Genomic DNA, 25,172 nt, shown 5'->3' with positions numbered 1-25,172 from the left:
GGCTGAGCTGTTGGCGCCGCGCCGTCTCGATTGACCGTCAGTGACTGAGTGTGATGTACCCAGAAGTCGGCTTAGTCACTCGACCGGGGTAACAGAAACGGGCATATCACCACAAATCCAATGAGGCTGGATGAGGTGTCCCGAATCCGTCCCGGGAGGTCGACGTGGTGCGTCCGCAGACACCCATGGGGGTGGACCGGCCGCGGCCGCGACTGCGCCGCGTCGGAGCCGTCCTCACCTCCCTCTGTGCGATCGCCACCACCGTCGTCGCCGGACCGGCGCACGCCGTGGGGCCCGGCGGGCCGTGCGCGCTGCCCCGCAGCCAGGCCCACCACTCCGAGGGGCTCGACACCTGGAACCCGGCCTACCCCCGGCCCGTCGGCCGGCTCGACGCCGTGATGATCTTCCTGTCCTTCCCGGACTCCAAGCCCGAGGTCAGCCCGGAGCGGCTCGCGGCCGACCACTTCCCCGCCACCTCCCGCTTCTTCGAGCGGGCCTCCTACGGGCGGTTCTCCCTCCAGGCCCACCCGATGAAGAAGTGGCTGCGGATGCCCCGGCCCGCCACCTCGTACCACATACAGCGGGACTGGGACGGCGACCAGCGCTCCGAATACCTGCGGGACGCCATCGCCGTGGCCGACGGCGACGTCGACTTCAGCCGCTACGACCTCGTCTACTTCGTCGCCGACCCCGACGCCCCCGGCGTCGACTCCGACGCGACCAAGGTCGTCAACCTCGACCACCCCGTCCAGGTCGACGGCACCACGCTGCGCCGTGTCGTCACCGTCTTCGAGCACCACCCCCCGGACCGCAACGTCCTCGCCCACGAGACCGGACACGTCCTGGATCTGCCCGACCTCTATCACCGGCCGCAGGACGGCAAGGGCGACTGGGACACCCACGTCGGCGACTGGGACCTCATGGGCAGCCAGTTCGGGCTGGCCTCGGACCCCTTCGGCTGGCACAAGTGGAAGCTCGGCTGGCTCGGCTCGCGGCAGGTCGCCTGCGTCCGGGGGCGCGGCAGCAGCCTGCACACCCTCCAGCCCCTGGAGGCCCCGATGAAGCCGGGCGGCGACAACCGGACCCGCGTGGTCGTGGTCCGTACGGGCCCGGAGAGCGCCATCGCCGTCGAGGCCCGCTCCGCGACCGGCAACGACGCCGCCACCTGCACGGAGGGCGTGCTCGTCTACCGCGTGCAGAGCGACACCGCCTCCGGCAACGGCCCCGTGCAGGTCCTGGACGGCCATCCGGGCCACCAGGCGTGCTGGGGAGAGTCGGTCTACCCCGCGCTCGCCGACGCGCCGATCGGCGTGGGGGAGTCCCTGCGCTCGGACGCCGACGGGGTGAAGGTGTCCGTACGGGGCCGGACGGCGGGCGGCTCCTGGACGGTCGTCGTGACCCGGGACTGATCAACGGACGAGTGGGCGGTCCCGGACACGAAGAAGGCCCCTCACCGTGGTGAGGGGCCTTCTTCTGTCTGTGCGCCGCCAGGGACTCGAACCCCGGACCCGCTGATTAAGAGTCAGCTGCTCTAACCAACTGAGCTAGCGGCGCCTGCTGACGTGGAAGACTTTAGCACCCTGATCCGGTGGAACGAAAATCCGCATGTTTCAGCCGGGAAAATGCGCGGGTGTGCTGGTCACACGGGTGGCCGGGGCGTCCTCGGCATGCGCGCGGCCGCTCCTGAGGTCCGAGCCGGCACATTCCCGGGTGACCCGTACGCACGCCCACAGCAGCACCTCGGCGTCCGGCAGCCAGGGGTGGCGCACCTCGGGGGCGACCAGCCAGCGCGACGCCGGGGGCACCGGCTCGTCCTCGGAAGGGGGATAGAGCGGGGGGACGGTCACCGCGTCGCCCGTGCCGTGGCACAGCAGCGGCGGCATCGCGCGGGCCCACTCCTCCCAGGTGAGCAGCGCGGGCAGCCGCTGGGCCGTGCCGGGGGCGGCGAAGAGCAGCAGGCGGCCGCGCTGGACGGCGACCGGCCCCGAGCCGGGGCCAGTCGCCCATAAGCGGTCCAGGACCTTGCGTCCGAACAGGGCCGGCAGCCCCACCACGTCGAACGCCGTGCCGCACGGCAGCACCATGGGGGCGCCCGGATTCTCCGCCCACAGGGCGTGCACCTGATGCGGTGCCGCACCGGCGGAGGCGAGCCAGTCGGCCCCCGCGAGCGTGACGTAGGAGGCGGTGGGGCGGTACGCGGCGTGCGGCGGCGCGTCGCGCCGAGGCGTGGTCTGCCGGAGACGGATGGGGTGCGGGTCGTTCGGCCGGGAGCTCATGCCCTATGGTCTGCGCCACAACCCGGCCCGCTCGCGGTAGTTACGGGAATTCGGGACAGCGGGGCGGGCGGTGCGCTATCTTCCCCCGCGCATATGCCAACGGCCCATGGTCGGCGGACCACGGGCCGTGCGGGTCAGTCGACGGTGCTGCTGCCACGCAGCAGGTCGCGGCCGAACTCGACCATCTTCTTCGCGTAGTCCTCGCTCCACTCGGCGCGCTCCGCGATCACCGCGGTCGGCAGCCGGTCGAAGCGGCCGGGGTCGGCGAGCTGGGCCGCGGCCACGGCCTGGAACTCGGTCGCCCTGTCGGCAGCCGCGCGGAAGGCCAGCGCCAGCTCGGTGGAACGGGCCAGCAGCTCGCGCGGGTCCTCGATCGACTCCAGGTCGAAGAAGTGCTCCGGGTCGGCGACGGCCTCGGGCGGCTCGAAGAGCAGCTGCGCGGGCTTCAAGCGGCGCGGCCCACTGTCGCGCGCGCCGGGAGCCGGCTTCGGCTCGCACATGTACATACCTCCAGGATCGTCTGCACCGCCATCCATTGTCCTGCGCCGCGCAAGTGGGCCCAGGGGGGAGGGGGCTCCGCCCCGTGAGGGGCGCGGGGAACTGCGCGACCAGCCCCCGCCGGCCCGCAGCCGCCAGCGGGCTCACGAGGCACCCCAGTGGGCACTCAGGGCCGCCAAGCGACCCGGTGCTCAGTAGATGCGCCCACACGGAGTGATTCGCCTCCCACCCGTCCGGGCTGTATTCCATGGCCGCCTCCGGCGGCATGCCGGGCGCCGCCCGGCGTCACCGGGGTTACCGCACGGCGCGCGGGAGAGCCGCCCGCGGGATTGGCCTCAGGGCCGCCAAGCGACCCGGTGCTCCAGCAGGTGCGCCCACACGGAGTGATTCGCCTCCCACCCGTCCGGGAACTTCACCGTCACCCCCAGGCGCACCGGGTCCGTCGACGGGTGTTCGTCCAGGAGCTGGTCGACCCCCGCCCGGCCCACCACCACGCACGCGTGCCGGTGCCGTGAGGCCAGCACGCACAGGCGGCCCGTCTCCAGGTGGAAGGCGGTCGCGTCCGGGCGGCCGGACAGCGGGTGCAGCACCACGGTCACGTCGAACTCCCGGCCCTGGAGCCGGTTCGCCGTGTCCACGGCCACGCCGCGCACCCCCAGCCCGGCCAGCGCCGACCGCACGGCGGCCGCCTGGTCGCGGTGGGCGGTGCCCACCGCGATCCGGTCCGCCGTGAGCGGCACCGGGCCGGGGGAGAGCTCGCTCGTGGCCGCGCCGCCGCGGTCCAGCAGCCGCCGGACGACGTGCGCCACCGCGCCCACCGCCTCCGGGTCCGTGCGCGGCGTCCGGCGGGCGGGCAGCTCCAGCAGGCCCCAGCCCGTCTCGGCGGCCTCGTCGAGCACCCGGTCCGGCGCCGAGCCGTCGGACGGCACCCCGAAGGCCAGCCGCCGGTCGCCGTACCCGGTGCCGCTGCGGAAGGGGGTGTACGGATAGAAGGCCGCCGAGACCAGCGGCGCGGCCGAGGCGGGCAGCCGCCAGGAGACGGGCAGCCGGTGCTGGGGCAGGCCGGGATTGTGGGCGAGCAGGGTGGACACCGCGCTCGCCGAAGGGTCGTACGACAGCCCGGCCCACTGCGCCGCCCCCTCCGCGCCCACCACGCTGAAGGGGTCCAACTGCCCGGGGTCGCCGACGAACAGCGCCCGCTCGAAGAGCCCGGCCACCGCCAGCAGCGCGTCGGAGCGCATCTGGTACGCCTCGTCGACGATCGCGTGCCCCCAGGGCTCGGTGACCTTCGTGTGCGCCCACTTCGCGGCCGTGGAGACCACCACGTCGAGCCCCGCGAGATCGGCCGCCCGCGCCGACTTCGCCACCGACGGGAGCGCGTCCAGGGCCGGGTCGTACGGCTGGGACTCGTTGCTGTGCAGCCGGCCGACCGGCAGCTCCGGGTCCTTCGCGGCCAGCCGCAGCACCAGGTCGTCGACCTGGGCGTTGGTCTGCGCGACGATCATCAGCGGGCGGCCCGCGGCCGCCAGCTCCCGCGCGGCCCGCACGACCAGCGTCGACTTGCCCGCGCCCGGCGGGGAGTCGACGACGACGCCGCGGTGCGTGCCGTGCAGGGTGTCGCGCAGGATCGCGTCCGTCGCGGCGGCCGCCGCCGCGGCCGGGTCGAATCCGGCGGCGGGGCGGGACCGCGCCGCCGGGACGGCGGGCGCCGCGTCGGTCGGGTTCACAGCCGGTCCTCCGTCACGTTCACAGGTGGTCCTCCGGAGTCACCGGATCGGGGGCTTCCACGACTTCGCCCGGCGGGCCGCCGTGGGTCCAGGGCGTCCGCTCGGGGTCGGGCAGCTCGGGCCCGCCGCGCGGGGAGTGCTCGAAGAGCGTCCAGCAGACGCGGTCGCCCTTCTCCGGCACCGAACCCGCGTCGGGGACCTTGCCCCGGCCCATGCCACCGGTCAGCCGCACCGTCAGCACCCCGGGCTCGCCCGCCACCGCGCCGACGAACTCCGCCGTCTGCGCGGTCGCGCCGTGCGCCCGGTACACCTTCGCGCCCTCGGCGAGCAGCGGGGCGTCGTCCGTGCGCACCGTCACCAGGGGCCGCGGGCGGGGCGCCTTCGCCGTCGAATACTCCATCACCACCTCGATGACCTCGCCCGCGAACGCCTCCCCGGACAGCCGCCGCGCGGCCATCACCAGCGGGTCGTCCAGCGCCTCCTGGGCATTCAGCTGCGCCAGCGCCGTCTCCCGCGCGGCCAGCTTCCGGGCGGCCGTCACCGCGTCGTCCCGCCGCGGCTGCGGCGGCTCCCCGGCGCGTACGCGATCGCGGTGCGCGGTGAACGACCACCGGTCCCGCTTCCACCGGTCGGCCACCCGCTCGCCCGCGCGCAGGCCCCGCAGCAGGTCGACGCCCTGCCACACGGCGTCCCACGTGGGCCGCAGCTGCGACTCCAGCAGGGTGCGGATCTCCTGCTCGGCGCTCTCCAGGGCGGCCGCGGCGGCACGCTGCCGGGCACGGGCCATGGGCGCGCCCGCCGGCCCGGCCGCCTCCAGGGCCGCTGCGGCCTCCGCCGCTTCCGCGCGGGCGCGGTCGAAGCGGGCCGTGGCGGGCGCCAGCCGCTTGTTGTCGAACACCGGGTCCGTCGCGGGGCCCGCCGGGGGGTGGAGCAGCAGGCCGTCACCGTCGCGGGCCAGCTCCGCGCGCAGTGCCGCCTCCGCGCCCGTCGAGCCGGGCGGCGGGGCGATCCAGGCGAGCAGCGCGCCGAGGTGCTGGTCCTCCAGATTGCTCTGGCCCGTCGCCCAGTGTCTGCTCAGCAGCTGCGTCACCGGCAGCAGCAGCGACGAGCCGGGCACCCGCGCCCGCTCCCCGAAGTGCGTCAGCCAGCGGCCGAGCAGCGGCACACGCGGGGGCGCGGGATACGCCGCCTCCGGGTCCTGCTCGGCGGTCCGCCGGAAGCGCGTGGAGCGCCCCAGCAGCCGTACGTACTCCACCGCCGCCGTGCCCGGCACCAGCAACTGCGGCGCCTGGGCGCACAGCTCGACCTCCACCGGCACCTTCCTGCCGGTCTCCGGGTCGGTCTCCTTGCGCTCCTCCGTCTCCACCGCGTCGGTGAATTCCTCGATATAGGGCAGCACCGCGTCGGCCAGCTCGGCGAGGAACGCGAACCGCAGATCCCTGTCGCGCGGCTGCGCCACCACGAGCAGGTGGGGCGCTTCCCGGTCGGTGCCCACCAGCGCGCCCAGCGGGGCGCCCGCCTCACCGGCCGTGGTGAGGGGCACGAACACGAGCGGCCGCTCCGCGAGATGCCGGTGCCGCACGGTCGCCAGCGGCCGGGCCGTGCCGTCCCGCACGGCCTCCATGCGCGCGAGCGAGGTGATCAGCGACATGCGGCCTCCTTCCGTCCGCCGGTGGGGGAGTGTCGGGAGGGCGTCGTCATACGGCGGCCTCCGTGCCCGTGCCCGCCAGGGCCAGCGCTTCCGCGCGCAGGGCGGCCGCGCGGCGCAGGGCGGCGACGGCGGGGTCCTCGGGGTCGCCGGCCTCGCCCCGGGCCGCGGCCAGCACGGACTCCACCGTGCTCAGCCCGCCGAGCTCCCCGCGCAGGCCGCGCCCCAGGCACTCCACCGCGCCCGCGCGCCGGGCCCGCGCCCGGCAGTGGAACGCCAGCTCGCACGCGGCCAGGCATTCCGGGGCGTACGCCGCCTCGACGCGCTCGACGGCTTCCAGCAGCTCTTCGGCGGGCCGTGTCGCCGTGCGGCCGTCCTCGGCGAGGCGCAGGTCGAAGGTGGTGCCCTCGGGCAGCGCGGCCGCGATGTCCTCGACGCGGGAGAGCCGGCCGAGCCTCCGCCGGGTGGTCGCCAGTTGCTTGCGTACGTCCACGAGCTCGGCGGCCGGGAGGTTGGAGAAGTCCTTCGGGCAGACGAGCAGCACGCGCGCGTGCACGCGCGGGGGCGCCGCCAAGTGGGCCGCCACGCCCTCCAGGGCGAGGGCGTAGACCGCGGCCTGCCGCGCCGCCGCGCCCACCTTCGTGGCGTCCGCCGCGCCGTCGACCATCGCGAAGGACTTGATCTCCACGACGGTCCAGCTCCCGTCGGGGTGGACGACCACGGCGTCCGGCTCCAGACACACGGGCGTGCCCGCGACGTTCAGGGCCAGCAGGGGGTGGTCCAGGAGCGCCCAGCGCCCGGCCGCGCTGGCCTCGCGCAGGGCCAGCGCCGTTCGCGCGGTGCGGCCCTCGGGGCCGGCGGCGGAGAGGTCGGGGGTGTCGACGGCGTCCGGCTCCGGCGCGGGCGTGCCGTCGGCCAGCCGCTCGTGCAGCAGGCGGATCAGGGCGGCCCCGCCGTCGGCCTTGACCCGCTGCTCGAAGGAGTGGCCCCGCACCAGGGCGAACTGCGACTGCCCGAAGGTCGCGGGGGCGCCCAGGGCCCGCGCCAGCGCCCCCTTGTCGACCCCCGCGCCGTCCAGCAGCGCCCGGCGCCGGCAGCCGGGGTTGGCGGCCAGGGCCGCCAGGGCGCGGGCGTCCAGCGGGCGGGCAGCGGTGCCCGGCCCGCGCAGCTCAGCGAGCCGCTGTCGCAGCGCCGTCGGCGCGGCTGTCTCCGGCCTCGCCGGTGGCCGGCTGTCGAGGGATCTGGTCACTGGCGCCCGCCTCGCGAAGTCTCTCCGGCGCGCCCCGGGAGCCGTCACCGGCCGGGGAGCCGGAGGCCGTGCCCCGGGGAAGCGCTGTACCTGCCGAAGTCTCGCATCCGGTACCGACATTCGCGGGCGTACCGGCGGTTTCCTTGCCTGTCGACCGGGAGAGACGTCCCATGAGCCGGTCGGCGACCCGCAGCCCGGGCTTCGCCAGCAGCAGCCCGACGCCCATGACGGCCGCCCCCGCGACGGCGTCCAGGAAGTAGTGGTTGGCGGTGCCCATCACCACGAACGTGATCGACAGCGGGTAGACGACACCGGCGATCTTCGCCCAGGTGGTGCGGCCGTAGCGGTACATCACGACGCCGCACCACAGGGCCCAGCCGACGTGCAGGCTCGGCATGGCGGCGTACTGGTTGGTCATCCCGCCCAGGCCCCTCGGGGCACTGGCGTCGCCGCCCCACCAGCCGTATTCGGCGTACATGCGCATCGTGTCGACGAAGCCCTCGGCCGGGTCCAGCAGCCGGGGCGGGCAGGTGGGCAGCAGGGTGAAGCCGATGAGGCCGATGAGGGTGGAGATCATCAGCCAGCTGCGCAGGAAGCGGTAGTCGGCCGGGCGGCGGCGGAAGGCCCAGATCAGGAGCGCGGGGGTGAGGATGTAGTGCAGGGACGCGTAGGCGAAGTCGGCGGGTATGCCGAGGGCCGGGTGGTCCGTGAGCAGCCGGTTGAGCGGGTGCTCGAAATTTATTCGGAAGGTCTTCTCGAGGTCGAGGATCGACAGCCCGTGGTCGACAGCCGTCTGCACGTCCTGCCTGACCAGCAGGCGGCCCGCAGAGTACAGCGCGTACACCACGGCGATCAGCGGCAGCTCGGTCCACCAGCGCGGCCGCTTCCCGAGTGGTGCGGTGCGGTACATCCGGACGCTCTCCATGTGTTCAGGCGGCCAACAAGCGCGCATGCCACCGTACGGTGTACGCGACTTCGTTCGCACACCGCCCCGCGACTTATCGGAAACGCCCAGTTCGCCCGCCGTTCGGCGAGCGCGGGCGGAGCGCGAGGGAGGAGACGCCGGAAGCCACCGGAGGGTTGCCTGAGGTGGGTGTGAGTGATGATGGAGAACGAGCAGATCGTTTCTGGCCAAGCTTGTAATTATCTGCCGACATCTGTAGCCAAAATCACCGAAGTCTTCTGAAGGGTCCCTCGTCATGGCACCGCGCATCCTGCTGGCCCGGCACGGACAGACGGAGTGGTCGCTGTCCGGCAAGCACACCGGCCGCACGGACATCCCGCTCCTCGACGAGGGCCGGCGCGGCGCGAAGCTGCTCGGCGAGCGCCTGCACCGCGCCCCCTGGGACGGCCTGCGGGACGTGGAGATCCGTACGAGCCCCCTGGTGCGCGCCAAGGAGACCTGCGAGCTGGCCGGCTTCGGCGACCGGGCCACCGACTGGGACGCGCTTATGGAGTGGGACTACGGCGCGTACGAGGGGATGACCCCGGCCGAGATCAAGGCCGGCCGCCCCGGCTGGCTGATCTGGCGCGACGGCGTCCCGGAGGGCGAGACCCTGGCGGAGATCGGTGCCCGCGCGGACGAGGTCGTCGAGTGGGCGCGCTCGGCCGATCGGGACGTGCTGGTCTTCGCGCACGGCCACATCCTGCGGACGATCGGGGCACGCTGGCTGGGCCTCGACGCGTCCTTCGCGGCGCGCATCCGCCTGGACCCCACGTCGCTGTCGATCCTGGGCTGGGCGTACGACGCGCCGGCGATCGAGCGGTGGAACGACACGGGGCACTTGGCGTGAGCGGCGGATTCCACGGCTGGGCTGAGCTGCTGTCTGCGGGTGCCGTTCGGTAGTGCCCCGAAGGGGCGCGGGGCTGTGACAATGAGCGGCTCCGCCGTGTGGGCGCGACCAGCCACGACGCACCCGCAGATGTACGGGGCCGGACTTCAGGCGGAGGACTTACCCGCCACTCGCCACCGCGTACCGGTACCGCGTCAGGAAGCCCTCCGCCTCGCGGGAGTGGTGGCGGAGGCGGCGGGCCGTCGCGGTCAGCATGGTCTTGATGCGCGTCGAGTGGACCTCCGTCAGCAGGTCCAGCGCCCGATCACCCGCCGCGGCCGCCGCGTCCGGCTCGCCGCCGTGGGCCAGGTCGCTCGCGAGCTGGGTGGTGAACAGCGCGATGTTCCGGGCGAAGTGCGGATTCTGGAGGTCGACCGCGCGCCGCGCGTGGTCCGCCGCGCGCGCCCAGTCGCCGAGCGCCGACCAGCACTGCGCTTCCAGCCCCTCCAGCTCCGCCTCGCCGAAGAAGGACATCCACTCCGGGTCCGCGTCGGCCGACCCGCGCTCGAAGAGCGTGCGCGCCCGCGTCAGCGCCTCCTCGCACGCCGCCCGGTCCTCCAGTCCGGCCCAGCCGCCCGCCTCCCGCAGGGCCAGCAGGGACATCAGCCGCGGCGACGCCAGTTGCCGCCCGGCCCGCTGCGCCGCCTGCGCCGCCCGCACGGCCTCCCGCGGGCGGTCCGCGTCGCGCGCGAGGAAGGATGTGTTGCAGAAGGCGTGCGCCTCCAGCGCGGGGTCCCCGGCGACCCGCGCCGTGGCGAGCGCCTCCGCGTAGTGCGAGCGGGCGTCCGCGAAGCGGCCCGAGTCGTGGGCCAGCCAGCCGACGGAGATCGCCAGTTCGCCCGCCCCCGAGTGCAGCCGGTCCGCGACCGACTGCCGCCGGGTGTCCGCGTCCAGCAGCTCGTACGCCACCCGCAGCGGCCGTGCGGCACGCCGGTAGAGCCCGTCCGCGCCGTGCCGGTCGTCCAGCAGCCGGATGCGGCGCACGGCCTGTTCGACGGCCACCGCCTCGGGCTCGCCCGCGTGGTGCCCGGAGCGGGCGGCCGGGACGACGGCGCCCAGGGAGACCGCCGCCATCGCCGCGGTGCCGCTGGTCATGAACGCGCGACGCAACACGTCGCTCTCCTTGTTGCTGTCGAAGGGAATGCCGGGAGCGGCCGGGGCGCGCCCGTCGGGCGGCCCCCCGGGCTCCCGCGGTGACGCCCCGGCGGTGCCGCGCGCCCTCTTGCCGCGTACCACGTTCCGCGGCGTGAAACCCATGTCCGCCGGTTCCCTGCCGGGGAACATGTGCCGGAACACCCGCTCGTAGGCGTAGTTGGGGCAGCGGATCTCCCCGGACTCCACGCGCCCGATGTAGCGCGCGTCGCACGAGACCTGCTCGCCGATCTCCCGGGCCGCACGCCGTACGGCCGCCGCGAACTCGGCCGGTGAACGGCTGCCCCGCAACTGCCGGAACGCCTCGTTCGGGCGGGGCGGAGGTGATGCGTGGGACGACGCCATGGCCGGCCCCTCTCCCTGGCGATGCCGCCCCACGGGGTACGGACGGGGGCGTGGGCTTGTTGCTGCCCGGCGGGCTGCCGGAGCGGCGGAGCTGCCGTTCGGCGGAGAAGACCGTACCGGCAACGAGAGGGCCACTACCCCTTGTTTGGCTACAAAACGGATATCTCACCCGCGATCCGCCATGAAGTGCCATCCTTTGTGACGGCATGGCACCGTTGCCGTTGACGTGGTTCGCGCGTTGTACCCAACGAGCGCGCTCGACGCGGAGTGGCACGGCGGAGGAGGGGTTTCCCTTGGTGGAGGCCGGAGTGGACATCAGCAGCTCGCGGACGACGGCCCTGCACCTGCCGCGTGAGGACCACAGCCCGTCGCCGTCCCCGTGCGCGGCCCAGGAGGCCGTCGACGCCGGGCAGTGCGACCTCGTCACCGTGCCGGCCAGGCAGGGCCTGGAGGCGGTCGACATCCTGCGGCTGCGCGACGGCGTCGGCCCCGTGCTGCACGACGGCGAGTGCGACACCCTCGGCTTCCTGGTGCCGCCCGGCACGGCGGACGCCTGGGACGTCCCGGGCAGCGCCTGCAACCGGACGCACGGCCGCGGCTTCCAGGTGGACCCGACGGAGCCGGCGCCCCTCACCGGCACCGGCTGGCTCGTCGCGCCGGAGGCCGCGTTCTCCGAGGCGACGGACCCCGCCGTCCTGCGGGCGGCACTCGGCGAGGCGGCCCGCACGATCGAGGCCGTCGACCGCTGCCGCTGAGCGCTCCGCCGGCAGTCCGGTGAGTCATCTGCGGGTGGTGCGTGGCTGGTCGCGCCCGCACGACGGAGCCGCACAACGTCGCAGCCCCGCGCCCCTTCGGGGCGCTGCCGAACCGCACCGGACTTCGTCAAGCCGCTCAGGCGCCCCGCCGCCGGTGGCGGAGCGCCCCACGGGCGGCACGGGCGATACTTGCCGGATGGGCAAGGGCAGACAGAAGCAAGGGCGTGGGCGGGCGGCGGAGCCGGTCACCGAGCAGGTGGCGGGCGGGACCGCCGCCCTCGTGCCGGACCGTGACCGGCCGCGCGGCTTCACCCTGACGATCGACGGGGCGCCGCAGTCCCACGTCGACCTCGACGACCCCGCGTATCTCGAATTCGCCTATCAGCGCAGGCTCGGCCACATCGCCGACCTGGCGGCCCCGCCCGGCAAGCCCCTCCAGGTGCTCCACCTGGGCGGCGGCGCCTTCACCCTCGCCCGCTACGTCGCCGCGACCCGGCCCCGCTCCACCCAGCAGATCGTGGAGATCGACGCCCCGCTCGTCCAGCTGGTCCGCCGCGAGCTGCCGCTGGACGCCTCCTGGCGGATCCGGGTGCGCGGCGGTGACGCACGCGAGGGCCTGGCCAAGGTGCCGGGCGGCTGGGCCGACCTGATCATCGCCGACGTCTTCAGCGGCGCCCGCACCCCCGCGCACCTGACCAGCACGGAGTTCGCCGCCGAGGTGCGGCGCGCGCTCAAGCCGGGCGGCTTCTACGCCGCGAACCTCGCGGACGGACCGCCCCTGTCCTACGTCAAGGCGCAGATCGCCACCGTGCGCACCGTCTTCCCCGAGCTGTGCCTGACCGCCGACCCGGCCGTCCTGCGCGGCCGCCGCTTCGGCAACGCCGTGCTGCTGGCCTCCGACCACGAACTGCCCGTCGCCGAGCTGACCCGGCGCGCCGCCACCGACCCGCACCAGGGGCGGGTCGAACACGGCCGCGCCCTGGCCGACTTCACGGGCGGGGCGGCGCCCGTCACCGACGCGAGCGCCAAGCCGTCACCGGCGCCGCCGCCCTCCGTCTTCGAGTAGCGGCCCGGCAGTTCGGCGCGCCGGGGCCCGACGTCCGTCAGTACGGCGGGAGTTGCCCCGTACGCACCACCTGCGCATACCAGCGGGCGCTCGACTTGGGCGTGCGCGCCTGGGTCGCGTAGTCGACGTACACCGCGCCGAAGCGCTTGCTGTAGCCGTACGCCCACTCGAAGTTGTCGAGCAGCGACCACAGGAAATAGCCGCGCACGTCCGCGCCGTCGGCCAGCGCCCGCCGGACGGCGTCGAGGTGGGCGTGCAGATACGCGATGCGCTCCGGGTCGTGCACCACGCCGTCGCCGTCGGGCTTGTCGTCGTACGCGGCCCCGTTCTCGGTCACCATGAGCGGCAGGCCCGGGAACTCGCGGGTGAAGCGCGTCAACAGCTCGTACAGCCCCGTGGGGTCGACGGACCAGTCCATCGCCGTGCGCTTGCCGGGCGCTCGGTGGAAGGCGACGCGGTCGGCGCCCGGCCAGGGCGAGCGGTCGGCGGGGGCGTGGCCGTCCTCGCGGGACGGGGCGTTGTCAGTGGCGGCTGATACCACTGTAGGTGCGTAGTAGTTGATGCCCAGCGAGTCGAGGGGGTGCTGGATGACGTCCGGATCGCCGCCGTGCACGAAGGACCAGTCGGTGAGGCCCGCGGTGTCGGCGAGCAGATCGGCGGGGTATGCGCCGCGAAGCATGGGCTCGGTGAAGATACGGGTGGCGAGCGCGTCGATCCGCCGCGCCGCGTCCCGGTCCTCGGGGGAGTCCGTGCGCCCCCTGACCGCCGCCGGGTTGAGCGTCACGGAGACCTGGGCCCGCGAGGGCAGGGCCGCGCGCAGCGCCTGGGCGCCGAGGCCGTGGGCCAGGTTGAGGTGGTGGGCGGCGCGCAGCGCGGCCACGGGGTCCGTGCGGCCCGGGGCGTGCACCCCCGAGCCGTAGCCCAGGAAGGCGCTGCACCAGGGCTCGTTGAGGGTCGTCCACAGCTCCACCCGGTCGCCCAGTGCCTCGGCGACCAGGTGCGCGTAGTCGGCGAAGCGGTGCGCCGTGCCGCGCTCGGGCCAGCCGCCCGCCGACTCCAGCTCCTGCGGGAGGTCCCAGTGGTAGAGGGTCAGCACGGGCCGGATGCCCCGGTCGAGCAGGTCGTCCACCAGCGCGCGGTAGAAGTCGAGGCCCGGCTGCGAGGCGTGCCCCCGGCCGGTGGGCTGCACGCGGGGCCAGGAGACGGAGAAGCGGTAGGCGCCCAGGCCGAGTTCGGCCATCAGCCGGACGTCCTCGGCGCGGCGGTGGTAGTGGTCCGTGGCCACATCACCGGTGTCGCCGCCGAGGGTTCTGCCGGGCGTGCGGGAGAAGGTGTCCCAGATGGAGGGGGTGCGGCCGTCCTCCTGTGCCGCGCCCTCGATCTGGTACGCGGCGGTCGCGGCGCCCCAGAGGAAGCCGGGCGGGAAGTTCACGGTCATGGAAGTGCTCCCGGGTGGAGGGAAGTGGGGAGGAGGAGGGGAATGACGAAAGGCTCAGCCCTTGACGGCGCCCTGCATGATGCCGCCGACGATCTGCCTGCCGAAGAGGGTGAAGGCGAGCAGCAGCGGCAGGGTGCCCAGCAGTGCCCCGGCCATCACCACCGCCTGGTCGGGTACGTAGCCGCGGCCGAGCCCGGTGAGCGCGACCTGCACGGTGGGGTTCTCCTGCGTCAGCGCGATGATCGGCCAGAAGAAGTCGTTCCACGCCTGCACGAAGGAGAGCATCCCGAGCACGGCCATCGCGGGCCGCGCGACGGGCAGGACGATGTGCCACACCACCCGCAAGCTGTTCGCGCCGTCCACGCGGGCCGCCTCGATCAGCTCGGTGGGCAGCGCCTCCACGAGGTACTGCCGCATGAAGAAGACCCCGAAGGCGCTGACCAGGGTGGGCAGCACCACCGACTGGAGCTGGTCGGTCCAGCCCAGCTCCGCGACGACCATGAAGAGGGGCACGACGCTCAGCTGCGGCGGGACCATCATCGTCCCGACCGTCAGCAGCAGCAGCGCGTCCCTGAACCGGAACCGCAGTTTGGCGAAGGCGAAGCCGGCCACGGTGCTGAACAGCACCGTGCCCAGGGCGACCGTGCCCGCCACCACCGTGGTGTTGAAAAGCGCGAGGCCCATGTGGGCGTCGCCCCACGCCGTGCCGAGGTTCTCCGCCAGCCTGCCGCCGAACCAGAAGGGCGGCGGTGTCCGCGCCAGCCGCGTGTTGTCGCGCGACGCGGCGATCGCCGTCCACACCAGGGGGAAGAGCGAGCCCACGGTGAACAGCGTCAGCACGGCGTAGGTGATGGGCCCGCCGTGCAGCTGCCGTCCGGCGCGCCCGGTCGAAGTGATCGTCACATCAGCCCCTCACCGGGTCTTCCCCAGCCGTCGCGCGATCACGACATTGACCGCGCCGATCACCAGCAGGATCAGGAACATCGTCCAGGCGACGGCGCAGGCGCGCCCAAGATGGAAGTCGAACCAGCCCTGTTCGTAGAGATAGAGCCCCAGCGTCTGGAACTGGTGCGCGGCTCCGCCCTTCTGCCCGCCCGCCCCGCCGAACAGCAGCGGCTCGCCGAAGAGCTGGGTCGCCCCGATCGTGGAGACGACCACGGTGAAGAGGATCGTCGGCCGCAGCGCGGGCACGGTGACGTGGCGGAACTGCTGCGTCCGCGACGCGCCGTCCAGCGCCGCCGACTCGTAGAGCTCGTCCGGCACGGCCTGCATCGCGGCGAGGTAGATCAGCGCGTTGTAGCCCGTCCACCGCCAGATCACGATCGAGGCGACCGCCAGCTGGGAGGTCCACCTTCCGCTCTGCCAGTCGACCGGCCCGAATCCGGCCGCGCCCAGCGCCCAGTTGGCCATCCCGTAGTCCCGCCCGTAGAGCAGCACGAAGACGAGCGTCGCGGCGGCGACCGAGGTGGCGTACGGGGTCAGCAGCGCGACCCGCCAGAAGGAGGCGGCGCGCAGCCGGAAGTGGAGCAGGTGGGCCAGGCCCAGGGCCATCAGCAGCTGGGGGACCGTTGCGAGGACCCCGATGGTGAAGGTGTTGCGCAGCGCGTTCCAGAAGAAGTCGTCGTCCAGCAGCCGGAGGTAGTTGTGCGCGCCCGCCCACTCCATGTGGTCCGGCGACGAGAGGTCCACCCGGTGCAGCGAGGCCCAGCCGGTGTAGAGGAGGGGGAAGACGCCGAAGGCGGAGAAGAAGAGGAAGAAGGGGGCGACGAAGGCGTACGGGCTGTAGCGCACGTCCCACCGGCAGAGCCGGCTGCGCCACGGCCGCGGTCCGCTCCGCCGCTTCTCCGCGCCCCCGGGCGGCGGGGCGTCCGTCTCCCGGGGGGCCTCGGCGGTCGCCGTCATTCGTCCACCGCGTTGTCGATCTCCCGCTGCGCCGCCTTCCAGGCCGCCCGGGGCGCTCTGCCCTGCTGCTCGACCTGGGGAATCGCCACATCGGTGAAGGCCGTCCCGATCTGCTGCTCCTTGGGGCCGATCACCAGGGTCGGGATGTTCCTGGCGGCCTCCGCGAAGATCCGCCCGGTCGGCGCGCCCCCGAAGTAGGGGTTGTGCGCGTCGCGGACGAGCGGCATGGCGTACGAGGCGGGGGTGGAGGGGATGCTCGCCTGCCGGTCGAAGAGCTTGGCCTGCTGCTCGGGCGCCGTCAGCCAGACCGCGAGCGCGAGCGCCGCCGCCCGGTGGTGGCCGCCCTTGGGCACGGTGACGAAGGAGCCGCCCCAGTTGGCGGGCCTCGGCGCGGGCGCCACGTCCCATTTGTCCTTGCCCGCCGCGCCCGCCTTCTCCTTGATGTAGCCGAGCATCCAGGGCGGGCAGGCCACGGTGGCGAAGCGGCCGTTGGCGAACGCCTGGTCCCAGGGCTTCTCGAACTGCTTGAGCCTGGCCGTCAGCCCGCCCCGCGCCGCCTGCACGGCCAGCCGCCAGGAGGTCCTGACCGCGGGGCTGTGGCGGTAGACCGCCCTGCCGCGCCGGTTGTAGTAGCGCTCGGCGTATCCGTGGATGGACGCGTTGTAGATCCCGGCCGCCGAGTCGGTGAAGACCGTGCCGGCCGGTGCCCTCCTGCGGTAGGCCCTGCCGACGTCGAGGTACTTCTGCCAGTCACCGGCCCACAGTCTGCCGACGCGTTCGCGGTCCGTGGGCAGCCCGGCCTTCTCGAAGAGGTCCTTGCGGTAGCAGACGGCGATGGGCCCGATGTCCGTGCCGAGGCCGACCGTCCTGCCGTCGCCGGACGTGGCCTGGGCCCACTTCCAGTCCAGCCAGTCACCCTTGCGGACGCCCGGCACCCGGGAGAAGTCCTCGAAGCGGTCGGCCTGGGTGGTCGCCACGTCGTGGATGTTGCCCACCTCCACGGCCTGGATGTCGGAGAGGCCGCTGCCCGCCGCGAGGTGCGTCAGCAGCTGGGGGTAGTAGGTGTCGTTCCGCTCGATCACGCTCTCCTTGATCGTGACGTCCGGGTGCAGCCGCTCGTACTCCGCGTAGAGGCCCGCCTGCTTGTAGCCGAAGACCCCGAAGGTGCCGATGGTGACGGTGGTCCGGCCGCCGGCCGGCTTCGCGTCCTCGTCGTCCCTGGCGCAGCTGCCGAGGAGGGCCACGGTGAGCGCGAGGGCGGTGGCGAGTGCCACGGGCGCCGGTCCCGGGCGGCGCGGGCCGCCCACCGGGGCGCTCACCGTCGTCCGGGGCGGGATCCTTCGCCGGGCCTGCGGGCTTCGACCGGGTCACGGGCCATCGGTCACGACCTTCCGTCAGATGCCACGGCGCGGCGCCGGCCGCAGCGCGCACTGCGACACCTGAGCCTTCCCCCGGGCGGGCGGTGAACTCTCCCCGCCCGGGCCCCGGCTCACTCCTAGGGGCTACAGGCGCACGCCCCGGGGGAGCAGCCGCCAACGCCGAGGGCCCCGATCCGCTTTCGCGGATCGGGGCCCTCGATCAGGGTGAGTAACGGGACTTGAACCCGCGACATCCTGGACCACAACCAGGTGCTCTGCCAGCTGAGCTATACCCACCATGTCCGGTGTGTTTCCCACCGGCTGAGAAAAAGTGTACAGGGTCTCGGGGGGTGCTCGCTCCCAGGTGGTGCCGGTCCTGGGAGCGAGCTGCGTCACTTAACCCTCGGCGGGCAGCACGTGCCGGGCCGCGATGGCTTTCGCGGTGTCCGAGTCCGGGCCGGGCTGCGGCACGAAGATCGCCTCGCGGTAGTAGCGGAGCTCGGCGATCGACTCGCGGATGTCCGCGAGCGCCCGGTGGTTGCCGCTCTTCTTCGGGCTGCTGAAGTAGGCCCGCGGATACCAGCGGCGGGCCAGCTCCTTCACCGACGACACATCGACGATGCGGTAGTGCAGGTGGTCCTCCAGTGCCGGCATGTCCCGCGCGAGGAAACCGCGGTCGGTGCCGACCGAGTTTCCGCACAGCGGGGCCTTGCCCGGCTCCGGGCAGTGCTCGCGGACGTACGCCAGGACCTGCCGCTCCGCTTCCTCGAGCGTCGTCCCGTTGTCCAGCTCCGCGAGCAGCCCGGAGGCCGTGTGCATCTGGCGCACCACCTCGGGCATGGTGGTCAGGGCCTCGGCGGGCGGGCGGACGACGATGTCCACGCCGTCGCCGAGGATGTTCAGCTCGGAGTCGGTGACCAGGGCGGCCACCTCGATGAGCGCGTCGTTCGACAGTGAGAGCCCGGTCATCTCACAGTCGATCCACACCATGCGATCGTTCATGCGTCTCACCCTACGGGGCGTTCCCGCTGGCCGGGCAGGCGTGGGGTGTAGAGGTCCGACTCCGGCTTGCCCGGGTCCGGGCCGCCGCCGCTGCCGAGATGACCACCACCACCGTGACCTCCATGAGGACCTCCATGGGAAGCGGACTGGGCGATATGTCCGCCATGCCCGCTATGGGGTGGTGGGGTGGCCATGATCGGACCGGCGACGGCATGCGCGCCGGCCAGAGCCGTCCGCCGCATCGCCATCACCGCCGGCTCCCCGCTGCGCTGCTCGCCCAGCTCCGCCCGCTCGAACCGGTCGGAGCGCTCCGGCCGGTCCGGCCGCTCGCCCCGCTCGGGCCGGTCGGCCGCCCCGCTCTGCGGGCGGCGTGCCCGGTAGGCGGCGCGGTAGGCGGCCGGGGAGGACCCCAGCTGCCTGCGGAAGTGACCCCGCAGGGCCACGGGTGAGCGGAAGCCGCAGCGCCCGGCGACCTCGTCCACGGAATAGTCCGAGGTCTCCAGGAGCCGCTGCGCCTGGAGCACCCGCTGAGTGATCAGCCACTGCAGCGGAGCGCTCCCGGTGAGCGAGCGGAACCGTCGGTCGAAGGTGCGGCGGCTCATATAGGCGCGGGCCGCCAGCGTCTCCACGTCGAACTGCTCGTGGAGGTGCTCCAGCGCCCAGGCGACGACCTCGGCGAGCGGGTCGGCGCCGATCTCCTCCGGTAAAGACCGGTCGAGATAGCGCTCCTGTCCGCCACTGCGGCGGGGCGGCACGACGAGACGGCGGGCCAGGGCCCCCGCCGCGTCGGCGCCGTGGTCGGTGCGGACGATGTGCAGGCACAGGTCGATGCCTGCCGCGGTGCCCGCGGAGGTCAGTACGTCGCCGTCGTCGACGAAGAGCTCCCGGGGGTCCACATGGACCGACGGATAGCGCTTGGCGAGCGTGGGCGCGTACATCCAATGGGTGGTGGCGGGCCTGCCGTCGAGCAGGCCCGCGGCGGCCAGTACAAAAGCACCGGTGCACAGCCCCACGATGCGGGCTCCCTCTTCATGGGCGCGGCGCAGTGCGTCGAGTGCGGCGGTGGGCGGCGGCTGGGTGATCGACCGCCAGGCCGGTACGACGACGGTGCCGGCCCGGGAGAGCGCCTCCAGGCCGTACGGTGCGGTCAATTCCAGGCCGCCGGTTGTTCGCAATGGCACATCTTCGCCCGCGCATACCAGCAGTCGGTAGCGGGGTACCCCAGCGTCCTGTCGGTCGATCCCGAACACTGAGAGCGGAATGGAGCTTTCGAAGATGGGGCCGCCGCTGAAAAGCAGCACTGCGACGATCTCCCGGCGGCGGCGTCCGGAGAGCTTGCGCGTGGTCTCCGGTACGGTCGTGGAGTCCTGGCTCATGGCGCTAAGCCCCCCTCGGCGGTCGAGTCCTCTCGGTCCTGCACGTTTCCCCTCGGTCCTGAACGGTTCCCCCGCCGGTCATGGCCAAGATCGAATCTACTGCGTCACACGGAGTCGCGGTGACCAGTTCACCACCCGGCTCTATGTCGACATGACAACTTGGCGCGAAGCGTTCGATCACGAAGCGTTGCACTTGCAGGGCTCGGTGAAAAGTACGCCTCTCGCCCATGCCCAATCCCCGTAGGGTGCAACCGCCCTCCGCGATCCTTTCCTTGCTGGTCGACCGGCTGTTGGGGGCTGCTCAGGCCAAGGTGAGGGGTTCGGCCTGAAGTTGGCCGAAAAGCAACGGGTGCATCCGTACGAAGGTGTCATTCACCGGGCGTACTACCCGGCGTATCACCCCGGGGTGCGCCCCGCGTGCCGCCCGGCGCGGACGCGCCCGGCCGGTTGCCGCCGCGATGGCTGCCGACGCCCGTGCGGCCGTGCCGGCCGCGATGCGGAAGAGGGGACTCCGGTGTGGGCGGCTCCGGCCGGGGCCGCGCCGGGACGCGCGCGGCGGTGCGTTCGGAGCGGCGCAGCAGCGCGCGGCAGACACAGGTGAGGGCCACCAGTCCGGCCGCGGTGCCGGCTGCCCCGCCGAAGGACTGACCGCACATCAGCAGCACGACAGGCACGAGCACACAGCTGAAGGCCGCCCAGCGGACCACATCGCTCACCGGATCGGGGGAGTCCGCCCCGGGGTCGTCGGCGCGGGTGTGATCACGGGTTCCGGGCACGGAGCGGCTCCCTGCTGGCGGCGGCTGACGGTGGTACAACGCCCGGCCGGGCGCCTGGGTCACTGCGCCGCGTGCATCAGGAGTACGGCCGCGTTGCTGCGGGGGCATTGCGCTGCGGCCCGCCCTCGTGCATGCTCCGGGGAACGCCCGGCGTCCCGGTGTCCCCGGGCCCGGGGGCGGTGCCGCCGTCCCGCCCGCTCGGGGCCGTCCCGCCGGGCGGCCTCTGGGCAGGCGGCGGGTGTCGCCGTACCCTTGAAGGTAAGTGCTTGAAAAGATGAATCCCGGACGGATTTTTCGTTCATGATCCCTCGGGACGCTCCGGGCCGCGTCTTTCCCGGTGCTCGCTTCCGCCCCTGCTCTGACAACTGCAATCAGTCCACCGCTGATCCCTCCGCACGAGGACATCCTTCGCCGAGACACCGATGGCCGGTCACGAATTCCCCGAACCCGCGGACCGCAAGCGGGTCGCCGATCACGCGGCGCACCCCGAAGCGGCGGAAGAATCACGCCATTCCTGCGATCCGGCGTTCCAGCACGGTGTCGTGGTGGGCTTCGACGGTTCCACGTCGAGCGAGCGAGCGCTTGCGTATGCAATCGGGATGGCCCGGCGCTCCGGCTCGGGCCTGATCATCGTCCATGTGGCCAACCGGCTGCCGACGACCGTGTGGGCGGGCTGTGAGCCACCGGTCTTCGTGGACGTCCCGGATCACCGCACGGAGGTCCTCGGCCTCGAACTGGCCTGTGCGGACCATCTGTCCGAGGTGCCGTGGATCCTCGTCGAGCGCGGTGGCGACATCTGTCACGAGCTGGAGGAGGTCGGCCGGGAGTACGCGGCGGACGCGATCGTCGTCGGCTCCACCCACGGTCTGGTCGGCCGCATCTTCGGCTCGGTCGCCGGGCGGCTGGCGCGGCGCGCGCAGCGGCCGGTCGTCGTCATCCCGTGAACCGGCCGGTGTGAGGCCACGTCAACTTCCGTCGCCCGTCCGGGCGATGATTCTGTGCCGCCCGTTTGACGGCCGATGAATCTACCCGCGCGTAGGGGGTGGGCGGCGCCCCGATGGCGGGTAGGAGTCGCACATATGACGTGCTGCCGGACGGGAGGTGACGGTTCCCGGGACCGGCGGCGTCACCGCCGGCGGGAGGTTGCCGCCGGCAAGGGGAGACAGCCCTCCCCGCGCGACGGGTGGCACGCGTGGGGAGGGCTGTCCCGGACCCGCCGCAGGACAGGTGCGGCAGGACCGGTCTTCAAGGGGGCGCGAGTGCCCCGGGGGATCTACTCGACGGTGACGGACTTCGCCAGGTTGCGCGGCTTGTCGATGTCACGGCCCATGGCCTTCGCCGTGTAGTAGGCCAGCAGCTGGAGCGGGATGCCCATCAGGATCGGGTCCAGCTCGTCCTCGTTCTTCGGCACCACGATCGTGTGGTCGGCCTTCTCCTGCACCTGGTGCGCGACGGCGAGGATGCGGCCGCTGCGGGCCTTGATCTCCTCCAGCGCGGCGCGGTTCTTCTCCAGCAGCTCGTCGTCCGGCACGATCGCCACGGTCGGCATCGCGGGCTCGATCAGCGCCAGCGGGCCGTGCTTCAGCTCGGAGGCGGGGTAGGCCTCGGCGTGGATGTACGAGACCTCCTTGAGCTTCAGCGAGGCCTCACGGGCGACGGGGTAGCCGCGCACCCGGCCGATGAACATCATCGACTTGGCGTCCGCGTACTCCCCGGCCAGCTTCTCGATCTCCGCCTCGTTCGCCAGGATCTCGGCGATCTGGGCGGGCAGCTTGCGCAGGCCCTCGATGATCCGCTTGCCGTCGGCGACGGACAGGTCGCGGATGCGGCCCAGGTGCAGGGCAAGCAGCCCGAAGGAGACCACCATGTTGGTGAAGCACTTGGTGGAGACGACGCAGACCTCGGGGCCGGCGTGGACGTAGATGCCGCCGTCGGTCTCGCGGGCGATCGCCGAGCCGACCACGTTCACCAGGCCCAGGACGCGGGCGCCCTTGCGCTTGAGCTCCTGGACGGCGGCGAGGACGTCGTAGGTCTCACCGGACTGGGACACCGCGATGTAGAGGGTGTCGGGGTCCACGACCGGGTTGCGGTAGCGGAACTCCGAGGCGGGCTCGGCGTCGGAGGGGATCCGCGCGAGCTCCTCGATCATCTGGGCGCCGATCTGGCCCGCGTGGTAGGAGGTGCCGCAGCCGAGGATCTTCACCCGGCGCACGGCGCGCGCGTCACGGGCGTCGAGGTTGAGGCCGCCCAGGTGCACGGTGGAGAAGCGGTCGTCGATGCGGCCGCGCAGCGCGCGGTCCACGGCGTCGGCCTGCTCGTGGATCTCCTTGTGCATGTACGTGTCGTGGCCGCCCATGTCGTACGACTCGGCCTCCCACTCCACGGTGGTCGGCTGGGCCGAGGTGGCGGAGCCCTCGGTGGTGTACGTGCGGTACTCGTCGGCCTTGAGGGTGGCCATCTCGCCGTCGTCGAGGGTGACGACCTGGCGGGTGTGGCTCACCAGGGCGGCGACGTCGGAGGAGACGAACATCTCCTTCTCGCCTATGCCCAGCACGACGGGCGAGCCGTTGCGGGCGACGACGATGCGGTCCGGGAAGTCGGCGTGCAGCACGGCGATGCCGTACGTGCCCTCGATGTGCCGCAGCGCGTCGCGGACCTTCTCCTCCAGCGTGGCGGCCTGGGAGCGGGCGACGAGGTGCGCGAGGACCTCGGTGTCGGTGTCGGAGAGGAAGACGACGCCGTCGGCGGTCAGCCGGGCGCGCAGGTCCGAGGCGTTGTCGATGATGCCGTTGTGGACGACGGCGACCTTCTCCTCGGCGTCCACGTGCGGGTGGGCGTTGACGTCGTTCGGGGCGCCGTGGGTGGCCCAGCGGGTGTGGGCGATGCCCGTGCTGCCCGCGAAGCGCTTGGGCAGGCGCGCCTCCAGCTCGCGGACGCGGCCCTTGGCCTTGGCGGTCTTCAGGCCACCGGTCTTGCCACTGGCGTGCAGGGCGATGCCGGCGGAGTCGTAGCCGCGGTACTCCAGGCGCTGGAGGCCCTCCAGCAGCAGCGGAGCGACATCGCGCTTACCGATATATCCGACGATTCCGCACATGGTGTTGACCCTCCCAGGCAAACGATCAGTGATGCTCGACGACGGCAGCAGCCGTCGTGTTCAGCCGTAGACGATGCGGCGCAGCTGCCGCAGCGAGAGTTCGGGTGGTGCCACCGCGCGGTGCGGCAGCTCCGCCGCGATCCGCTCGAAGATCTCCGCGTTGCGCAGCCCGCCGGACTGCAGCTCGCGGTGGCGGCGGCGGACGAACGCCTCGGTCGACTCGTCGAAGTACGCCAGGACGTCCAGGACCACCCGGGCGGCCTCGCCGCGCTGAAGCGGCGTGCTGCGCACCAGGTGATCGACCAGGTCGTCATGGGGAGTACGGCGTTCGAGCACCCGTCGATACTGCGGGGTGCCGCGACGTTTCGCAAGAATCCTGCCCGATATCGGGCAAGGGGGAGGGGTGGAAGCGGCCAAGCGGGGGAAAACGCTCTTTGGGGACAGATGGGTGATCTTGTGCCAGAGGCCCGCCCCGGATCCGGGGCGGGCCTCTGGCGGAGCTTCTCGCGGGGCGCCGGCTAGAGCCCCAGCTCCCGGGCGATCAGCATGCGCTGGACCTCGCTCGTGCCCTCGCCGATCTCCAGGATCTTGGAGTCGCGCCACATGCGGGCCACCGGGTATTCGTTCATGAAGCCGTAGCCGCCGTGGATCTGGGTGGCCTCGCGCGCGTTGGTCACCGCGATCTCCGAGGAGTACAGCTTCGCGAGCGCCGCCTCCTTCTTGAACGGCTCACCGTGCACCAGCCGGGACGCCGCGTCCCGCCAGGCGATCCGGGCCGTGTGCGCCCGCATCTCCATGTCGGCGATCTTGAACTGGATCGCCTGGTTGGTGCCGATCGGGCGGCCGAAGGCCTCGCGCTCCTTGGCGTACTTCACCGACTCGTCCACACAGCCCTGCGCCAGGCCGGTCGCCAGCGCGGAGATCGCGATCCGCCCCTCGTCCAGTATCCGCAGGAACTGGGCGTAGCCGCGCCCCTCCTCGCCCAGCAGGTTGGCCTTGGGCACCCGCACGTCGGAGAACGACAGCTCCCGGGTGTCCGAGGCGTTCCAGCCGACCTTGGAGTACGGGGCGGCGACGGTGAAGCCGGGCGTCCCGGACGGCACGATGATCGAGGAGATCAGCGGCTTGCCGTCGGGCTTGCGGCCGGTGACGGCGGTGACGGTGACCAGGCCGGTGATGTCCGTGCCGGAGTTGGTGATGAAGCACTTGGTGCCGTTGATCACCCACTCGTCCGTGGCCTCGTCCAGCCGCGCGGTGGTGCGGGTGCCGCCCGCGTCCGAGCCGGCGCCCGGCTCCGTCAGCCCGAAGGCGCCCAGCATCTCGCCGGAGCACAGCCTGGGCAGCCACTCCCGCTTCTGCTCCTCCGTGCCGAAGCGGAAGACGGGCATCGCGCCCAGCGACACCCCGGCCTCCAGGGTGATCGCCACCGAGGAGTCGACGCGGGCCAGCTCCTCGAGGACGAGCCCGAGCGCCAGATAGTCACCGCCCATCCCGCCGTACTCCTCGGGGAAGGGCAGTCCGAACAGGCCCATGCGGCCCATCTCCCGCACGATCTCGTACGGGAACTCGTGGCGCTCGTAGAAGTCGCCGATCTTGGGCGCTACGACGTCGTGCGCGAACTCCTCGACGGTGCGGCGGAGTTCCTCGTGCTCGGGGGAGAGGCGGTGGTCCAGCGACA

22 protein-coding genes and 2 tRNA genes are annotated in these 25,172 nt (G+C 72.9%); 5 read left to right on the top strand and 19 right to left on the bottom strand.

Annotation, left to right across the window (positions count from 1 at the left end):
- The first annotated feature begins 185 nt into the window (after window positions 1-185).
- On the top strand, window positions 186-1,409 hold the full coding sequence (locus ACFY1P_RS22150) for a M6 family metalloprotease domain-containing protein (RefSeq protein ID WP_361530556.1): 1,224 nt from the start codon (window positions 186-188) through the stop codon (window positions 1,407-1,409).
- A gap of 71 nt (window positions 1,410-1,480) precedes the next feature.
- Here ACFY1P_RS22150 and ACFY1P_RS22145 read toward each other — a convergent pair.
- The 7 genes from ACFY1P_RS22145 to ACFY1P_RS22115 form a co-directional block, all read right to left on the bottom strand.
- Window positions 1,481-1,554, bottom strand: a tRNA-Lys gene (locus ACFY1P_RS22145).
- Between the two features lie 56 nt (window positions 1,555-1,610).
- Window positions 1,611-2,276 (bottom strand): bifunctional DNA primase/polymerase, encoded by a 666-nt coding sequence (locus ACFY1P_RS22140; RefSeq protein WP_390751660.1) that lies wholly within the window; start codon window positions 2,274-2,276, stop codon window positions 1,611-1,613.
- 134 nt (window positions 2,277-2,410) lie between these two features.
- Entirely contained in the window at window positions 2,411-2,776 is a 366-nt protein-coding gene (locus tag ACFY1P_RS22135) for a hypothetical protein (RefSeq protein ID WP_361530544.1), read from the bottom strand.
- Between the two features lie 333 nt (window positions 2,777-3,109).
- Window positions 3,110-4,501 carry an AAA domain-containing protein gene (locus ACFY1P_RS22130; RefSeq protein WP_361530547.1) on the bottom strand — a complete coding sequence of 464 codons (1,392 nt, stop codon included), beginning with the start codon at window positions 4,499-4,501 and terminating at the stop codon, window positions 3,110-3,112.
- A gap of 19 nt (window positions 4,502-4,520) precedes the next feature.
- Window positions 4,521-6,152 carry a hypothetical protein gene (locus tag ACFY1P_RS22125; RefSeq protein ID WP_390751659.1) on the bottom strand — a complete coding sequence of 544 codons (1,632 nt, stop codon included), beginning with the start codon at window positions 6,150-6,152 and terminating at the stop codon, window positions 4,521-4,523.
- Window positions 6,153-6,198: 46 nt separating this feature from the next.
- On the bottom strand, window positions 6,199-7,398 hold the full coding sequence (locus tag ACFY1P_RS22120) for a hypothetical protein (protein WP_390751658.1): 1,200 nt from the start codon (window positions 7,396-7,398) through the stop codon (window positions 6,199-6,201).
- A complete protein-coding gene (locus ACFY1P_RS22115; protein ID WP_390751657.1) occupies window positions 7,319-8,308 on the bottom strand; it encodes a phosphatase PAP2 family protein in 990 nt (329 codons plus the stop codon). Before ACFY1P_RS22115 ends, ACFY1P_RS22120 begins: the two co-directional genes overlap by 80 nt.
- A gap of 289 nt (window positions 8,309-8,597) precedes the next feature.
- Here ACFY1P_RS22115 and ACFY1P_RS22110 point away from each other — a divergent pair, with 289 nt between their 5' ends.
- The gene (locus ACFY1P_RS22110) at window positions 8,598-9,191 is read left to right on the top strand and encodes a histidine phosphatase family protein (protein WP_361523461.1); all 594 of its coding nucleotides are present in this window, start codon (window positions 8,598-8,600) and stop codon (window positions 9,189-9,191) included.
- 159 nt (window positions 9,192-9,350) lie between these two features.
- Here ACFY1P_RS22110 and ACFY1P_RS22105 read toward each other — a convergent pair whose 3' ends face one another.
- Window positions 9,351-10,727: a tetratricopeptide repeat protein gene (locus ACFY1P_RS22105; protein ID WP_361523459.1), complete on the bottom strand. Its 1,377-nt coding sequence runs from the start codon at window positions 10,725-10,727 to the stop codon at window positions 9,351-9,353.
- Window positions 10,728-11,020: 293 nt separating this feature from the next.
- On the opposite strand from ACFY1P_RS22105, the gene ACFY1P_RS22100 reads away from it, so the two are divergent.
- Both ACFY1P_RS22100 and ACFY1P_RS22095 read left to right on the top strand, forming a co-directional pair.
- On the top strand, window positions 11,021-11,482 hold the full coding sequence (locus tag ACFY1P_RS22100) for a hypothetical protein (protein ID WP_390751656.1): 462 nt from the start codon (window positions 11,021-11,023) through the stop codon (window positions 11,480-11,482).
- Window positions 11,483-11,678: 196 nt separating this feature from the next.
- Entirely contained in the window at window positions 11,679-12,548 is an 870-nt protein-coding gene (locus ACFY1P_RS22095; RefSeq protein ID WP_390751655.1) for a spermidine synthase, read from the top strand.
- Between the two features lie 37 nt (window positions 12,549-12,585).
- Here the strand turns inward: ACFY1P_RS22095 and ACFY1P_RS22090 are convergent, their stop codons facing one another.
- The 8 genes from ACFY1P_RS22090 to ACFY1P_RS22055 form a co-directional block, all read right to left on the bottom strand.
- The gene (locus tag ACFY1P_RS22090) at window positions 12,586-13,986 is read right to left on the bottom strand and encodes a GH1 family beta-glucosidase (RefSeq protein ID WP_361523450.1); all 1,401 of its coding nucleotides are present in this window, start codon (window positions 13,984-13,986) and stop codon (window positions 12,586-12,588) included.
- Between the two features lie 54 nt (window positions 13,987-14,040).
- Window positions 14,041-14,889: a carbohydrate ABC transporter permease gene (locus ACFY1P_RS22085; RefSeq protein WP_361523448.1), complete on the bottom strand. Its 849-nt coding sequence runs from the start codon at window positions 14,887-14,889 to the stop codon at window positions 14,041-14,043.
- Window positions 14,890-14,898: 9 nt separating this feature from the next.
- The gene (locus ACFY1P_RS22080) at window positions 14,899-15,888 is read right to left on the bottom strand and encodes a carbohydrate ABC transporter permease (RefSeq protein ID WP_390751654.1); all 990 of its coding nucleotides are present in this window, start codon (window positions 15,886-15,888) and stop codon (window positions 14,899-14,901) included.
- Window positions 15,885-17,162, bottom strand: a complete 1,278-nt coding sequence (locus ACFY1P_RS22075) for an extracellular solute-binding protein (RefSeq protein ID WP_361523442.1) — start codon at window positions 17,160-17,162, stop codon at window positions 15,885-15,887. The genes ACFY1P_RS22080 and ACFY1P_RS22075 overlap by 4 nt, the downstream gene beginning before the upstream one ends.
- A 308-nt stretch (window positions 17,163-17,470) precedes the next feature.
- Window positions 17,471-17,543, bottom strand: a tRNA-His gene (locus ACFY1P_RS22070).
- A gap of 99 nt (window positions 17,544-17,642) precedes the next feature.
- The gene (orn, locus tag ACFY1P_RS22065) at window positions 17,643-18,248 is read right to left on the bottom strand and encodes an oligoribonuclease (protein ID WP_361523440.1); all 606 of its coding nucleotides are present in this window, start codon (window positions 18,246-18,248) and stop codon (window positions 17,643-17,645) included.
- 5 nt (window positions 18,249-18,253) lie between these two features.
- Entirely contained in the window at window positions 18,254-19,624 is a 1,371-nt protein-coding gene (locus ACFY1P_RS22060) for a helix-turn-helix domain-containing protein (RefSeq protein ID WP_361523438.1), read from the bottom strand.
- 368 nt (window positions 19,625-19,992) lie between these two features.
- Window positions 19,993-20,400, bottom strand: a complete 408-nt coding sequence (locus ACFY1P_RS22055) for a hypothetical protein (RefSeq protein WP_390751653.1) — start codon at window positions 20,398-20,400, stop codon at window positions 19,993-19,995.
- Between the two features lie 422 nt (window positions 20,401-20,822).
- Between ACFY1P_RS22055 and ACFY1P_RS22050 the strand changes: the two genes are divergently transcribed.
- Complete coding sequence (locus tag ACFY1P_RS22050; protein WP_116211949.1) at window positions 20,823-21,344, top strand: universal stress protein; 522 nt, start codon at window positions 20,823-20,825, stop codon at window positions 21,342-21,344.
- A gap of 329 nt (window positions 21,345-21,673) precedes the next feature.
- Here ACFY1P_RS22050 and glmS read toward each other — a convergent pair whose 3' ends face one another.
- The 3 genes from glmS to ACFY1P_RS22035 form a co-directional block, all read right to left on the bottom strand.
- The gene (gene glmS / locus ACFY1P_RS22045; protein ID WP_361523432.1) at window positions 21,674-23,494 is read right to left on the bottom strand and encodes a glutamine--fructose-6-phosphate transaminase (isomerizing); all 1,821 of its coding nucleotides are present in this window, start codon (window positions 23,492-23,494) and stop codon (window positions 21,674-21,676) included.
- A 60-nt stretch (window positions 23,495-23,554) separates the two neighbouring features.
- Window positions 23,555-23,830 carry a hypothetical protein gene (locus tag ACFY1P_RS22040; protein ID WP_361523429.1) on the bottom strand — a complete coding sequence of 92 codons (276 nt, stop codon included), beginning with the start codon at window positions 23,828-23,830 and terminating at the stop codon, window positions 23,555-23,557.
- Between the two features lie 182 nt (window positions 23,831-24,012).
- A complete protein-coding gene (locus ACFY1P_RS22035) occupies window positions 24,013-25,167 on the bottom strand; it encodes an acyl-CoA dehydrogenase family protein (protein WP_361523466.1) in 1,155 nt (384 codons plus the stop codon).
- Between the last annotated feature and the right edge of the window lie 5 nt (window positions 25,168-25,172).

This window comes from Streptomyces sp. NPDC001407 (genome assembly GCF_042895325.1).
Taxonomy (GTDB): Bacteria; Actinomycetota; Actinomycetes; order Streptomycetales; family Streptomycetaceae; genus Streptomyces.
This window is presented reverse-complemented; position numbering and strand designations above follow the sequence as displayed.

Coding starts and splice junctions, on each gene's coding strand:
- ACFY1P_RS22115 (WP_390751657.1), bottom strand. CDS start 8,308: ATGTACCGCACCGCACCACTCGGGAAGCGGCCGCGCTGGTGGACCGAG.
- ACFY1P_RS22090 (WP_361523450.1), bottom strand. CDS start 13,986: ATGACCGTGAACTTCCCGCCCGGCTTCCTCTGGGGCGCCGCGACCGCC.
- ACFY1P_RS22140 (WP_390751660.1), bottom strand. CDS start 2,276: ATGAGCTCCCGGCCGAACGACCCGCACCCCATCCGTCTCCGGCAGACC.
- ACFY1P_RS22060 (WP_361523438.1), bottom strand. CDS start 19,624: ATGAGCCAGGACTCCACGACCGTACCGGAGACCACGCGCAAGCTCTCC.
- ACFY1P_RS22125 (WP_390751659.1), bottom strand. CDS start 6,152: ATGTCGCTGATCACCTCGCTCGCGCGCATGGAGGCCGTGCGGGACGGC.
- ACFY1P_RS22080 (WP_390751654.1), bottom strand. CDS start 15,888: ATGACGGCGACCGCCGAGGCCCCCCGGGAGACGGACGCCCCGCCGCCC.
- glmS (WP_361523432.1), bottom strand. CDS start 23,494: ATGTGCGGAATCGTCGGATATATCGGTAAGCGCGATGTCGCTCCGCTG.
- ACFY1P_RS22135 (WP_361530544.1), bottom strand. CDS start 2,776: ATGTGCGAGCCGAAGCCGGCTCCCGGCGCGCGCGACAGTGGGCCGCGC.
- ACFY1P_RS22095 (WP_390751655.1), top strand. CDS start 11,679: ATGGGCAAGGGCAGACAGAAGCAAGGGCGTGGGCGGGCGGCGGAGCCG.
- orn (WP_361523440.1), bottom strand. CDS start 18,248: ATGAACGATCGCATGGTGTGGATCGACTGTGAGATGACCGGGCTCTCA.
- ACFY1P_RS22150 (WP_361530556.1), top strand. CDS start 186: ATGGGGGTGGACCGGCCGCGGCCGCGACTGCGCCGCGTCGGAGCCGTC.
- ACFY1P_RS22050 (WP_116211949.1), top strand. CDS start 20,823: ATGGCCGGTCACGAATTCCCCGAACCCGCGGACCGCAAGCGGGTCGCC.
- ACFY1P_RS22105 (WP_361523459.1), bottom strand. CDS start 10,727: ATGGCGTCGTCCCACGCATCACCTCCGCCCCGCCCGAACGAGGCGTTC.
- ACFY1P_RS22110 (WP_361523461.1), top strand. CDS start 8,598: ATGGCACCGCGCATCCTGCTGGCCCGGCACGGACAGACGGAGTGGTCG.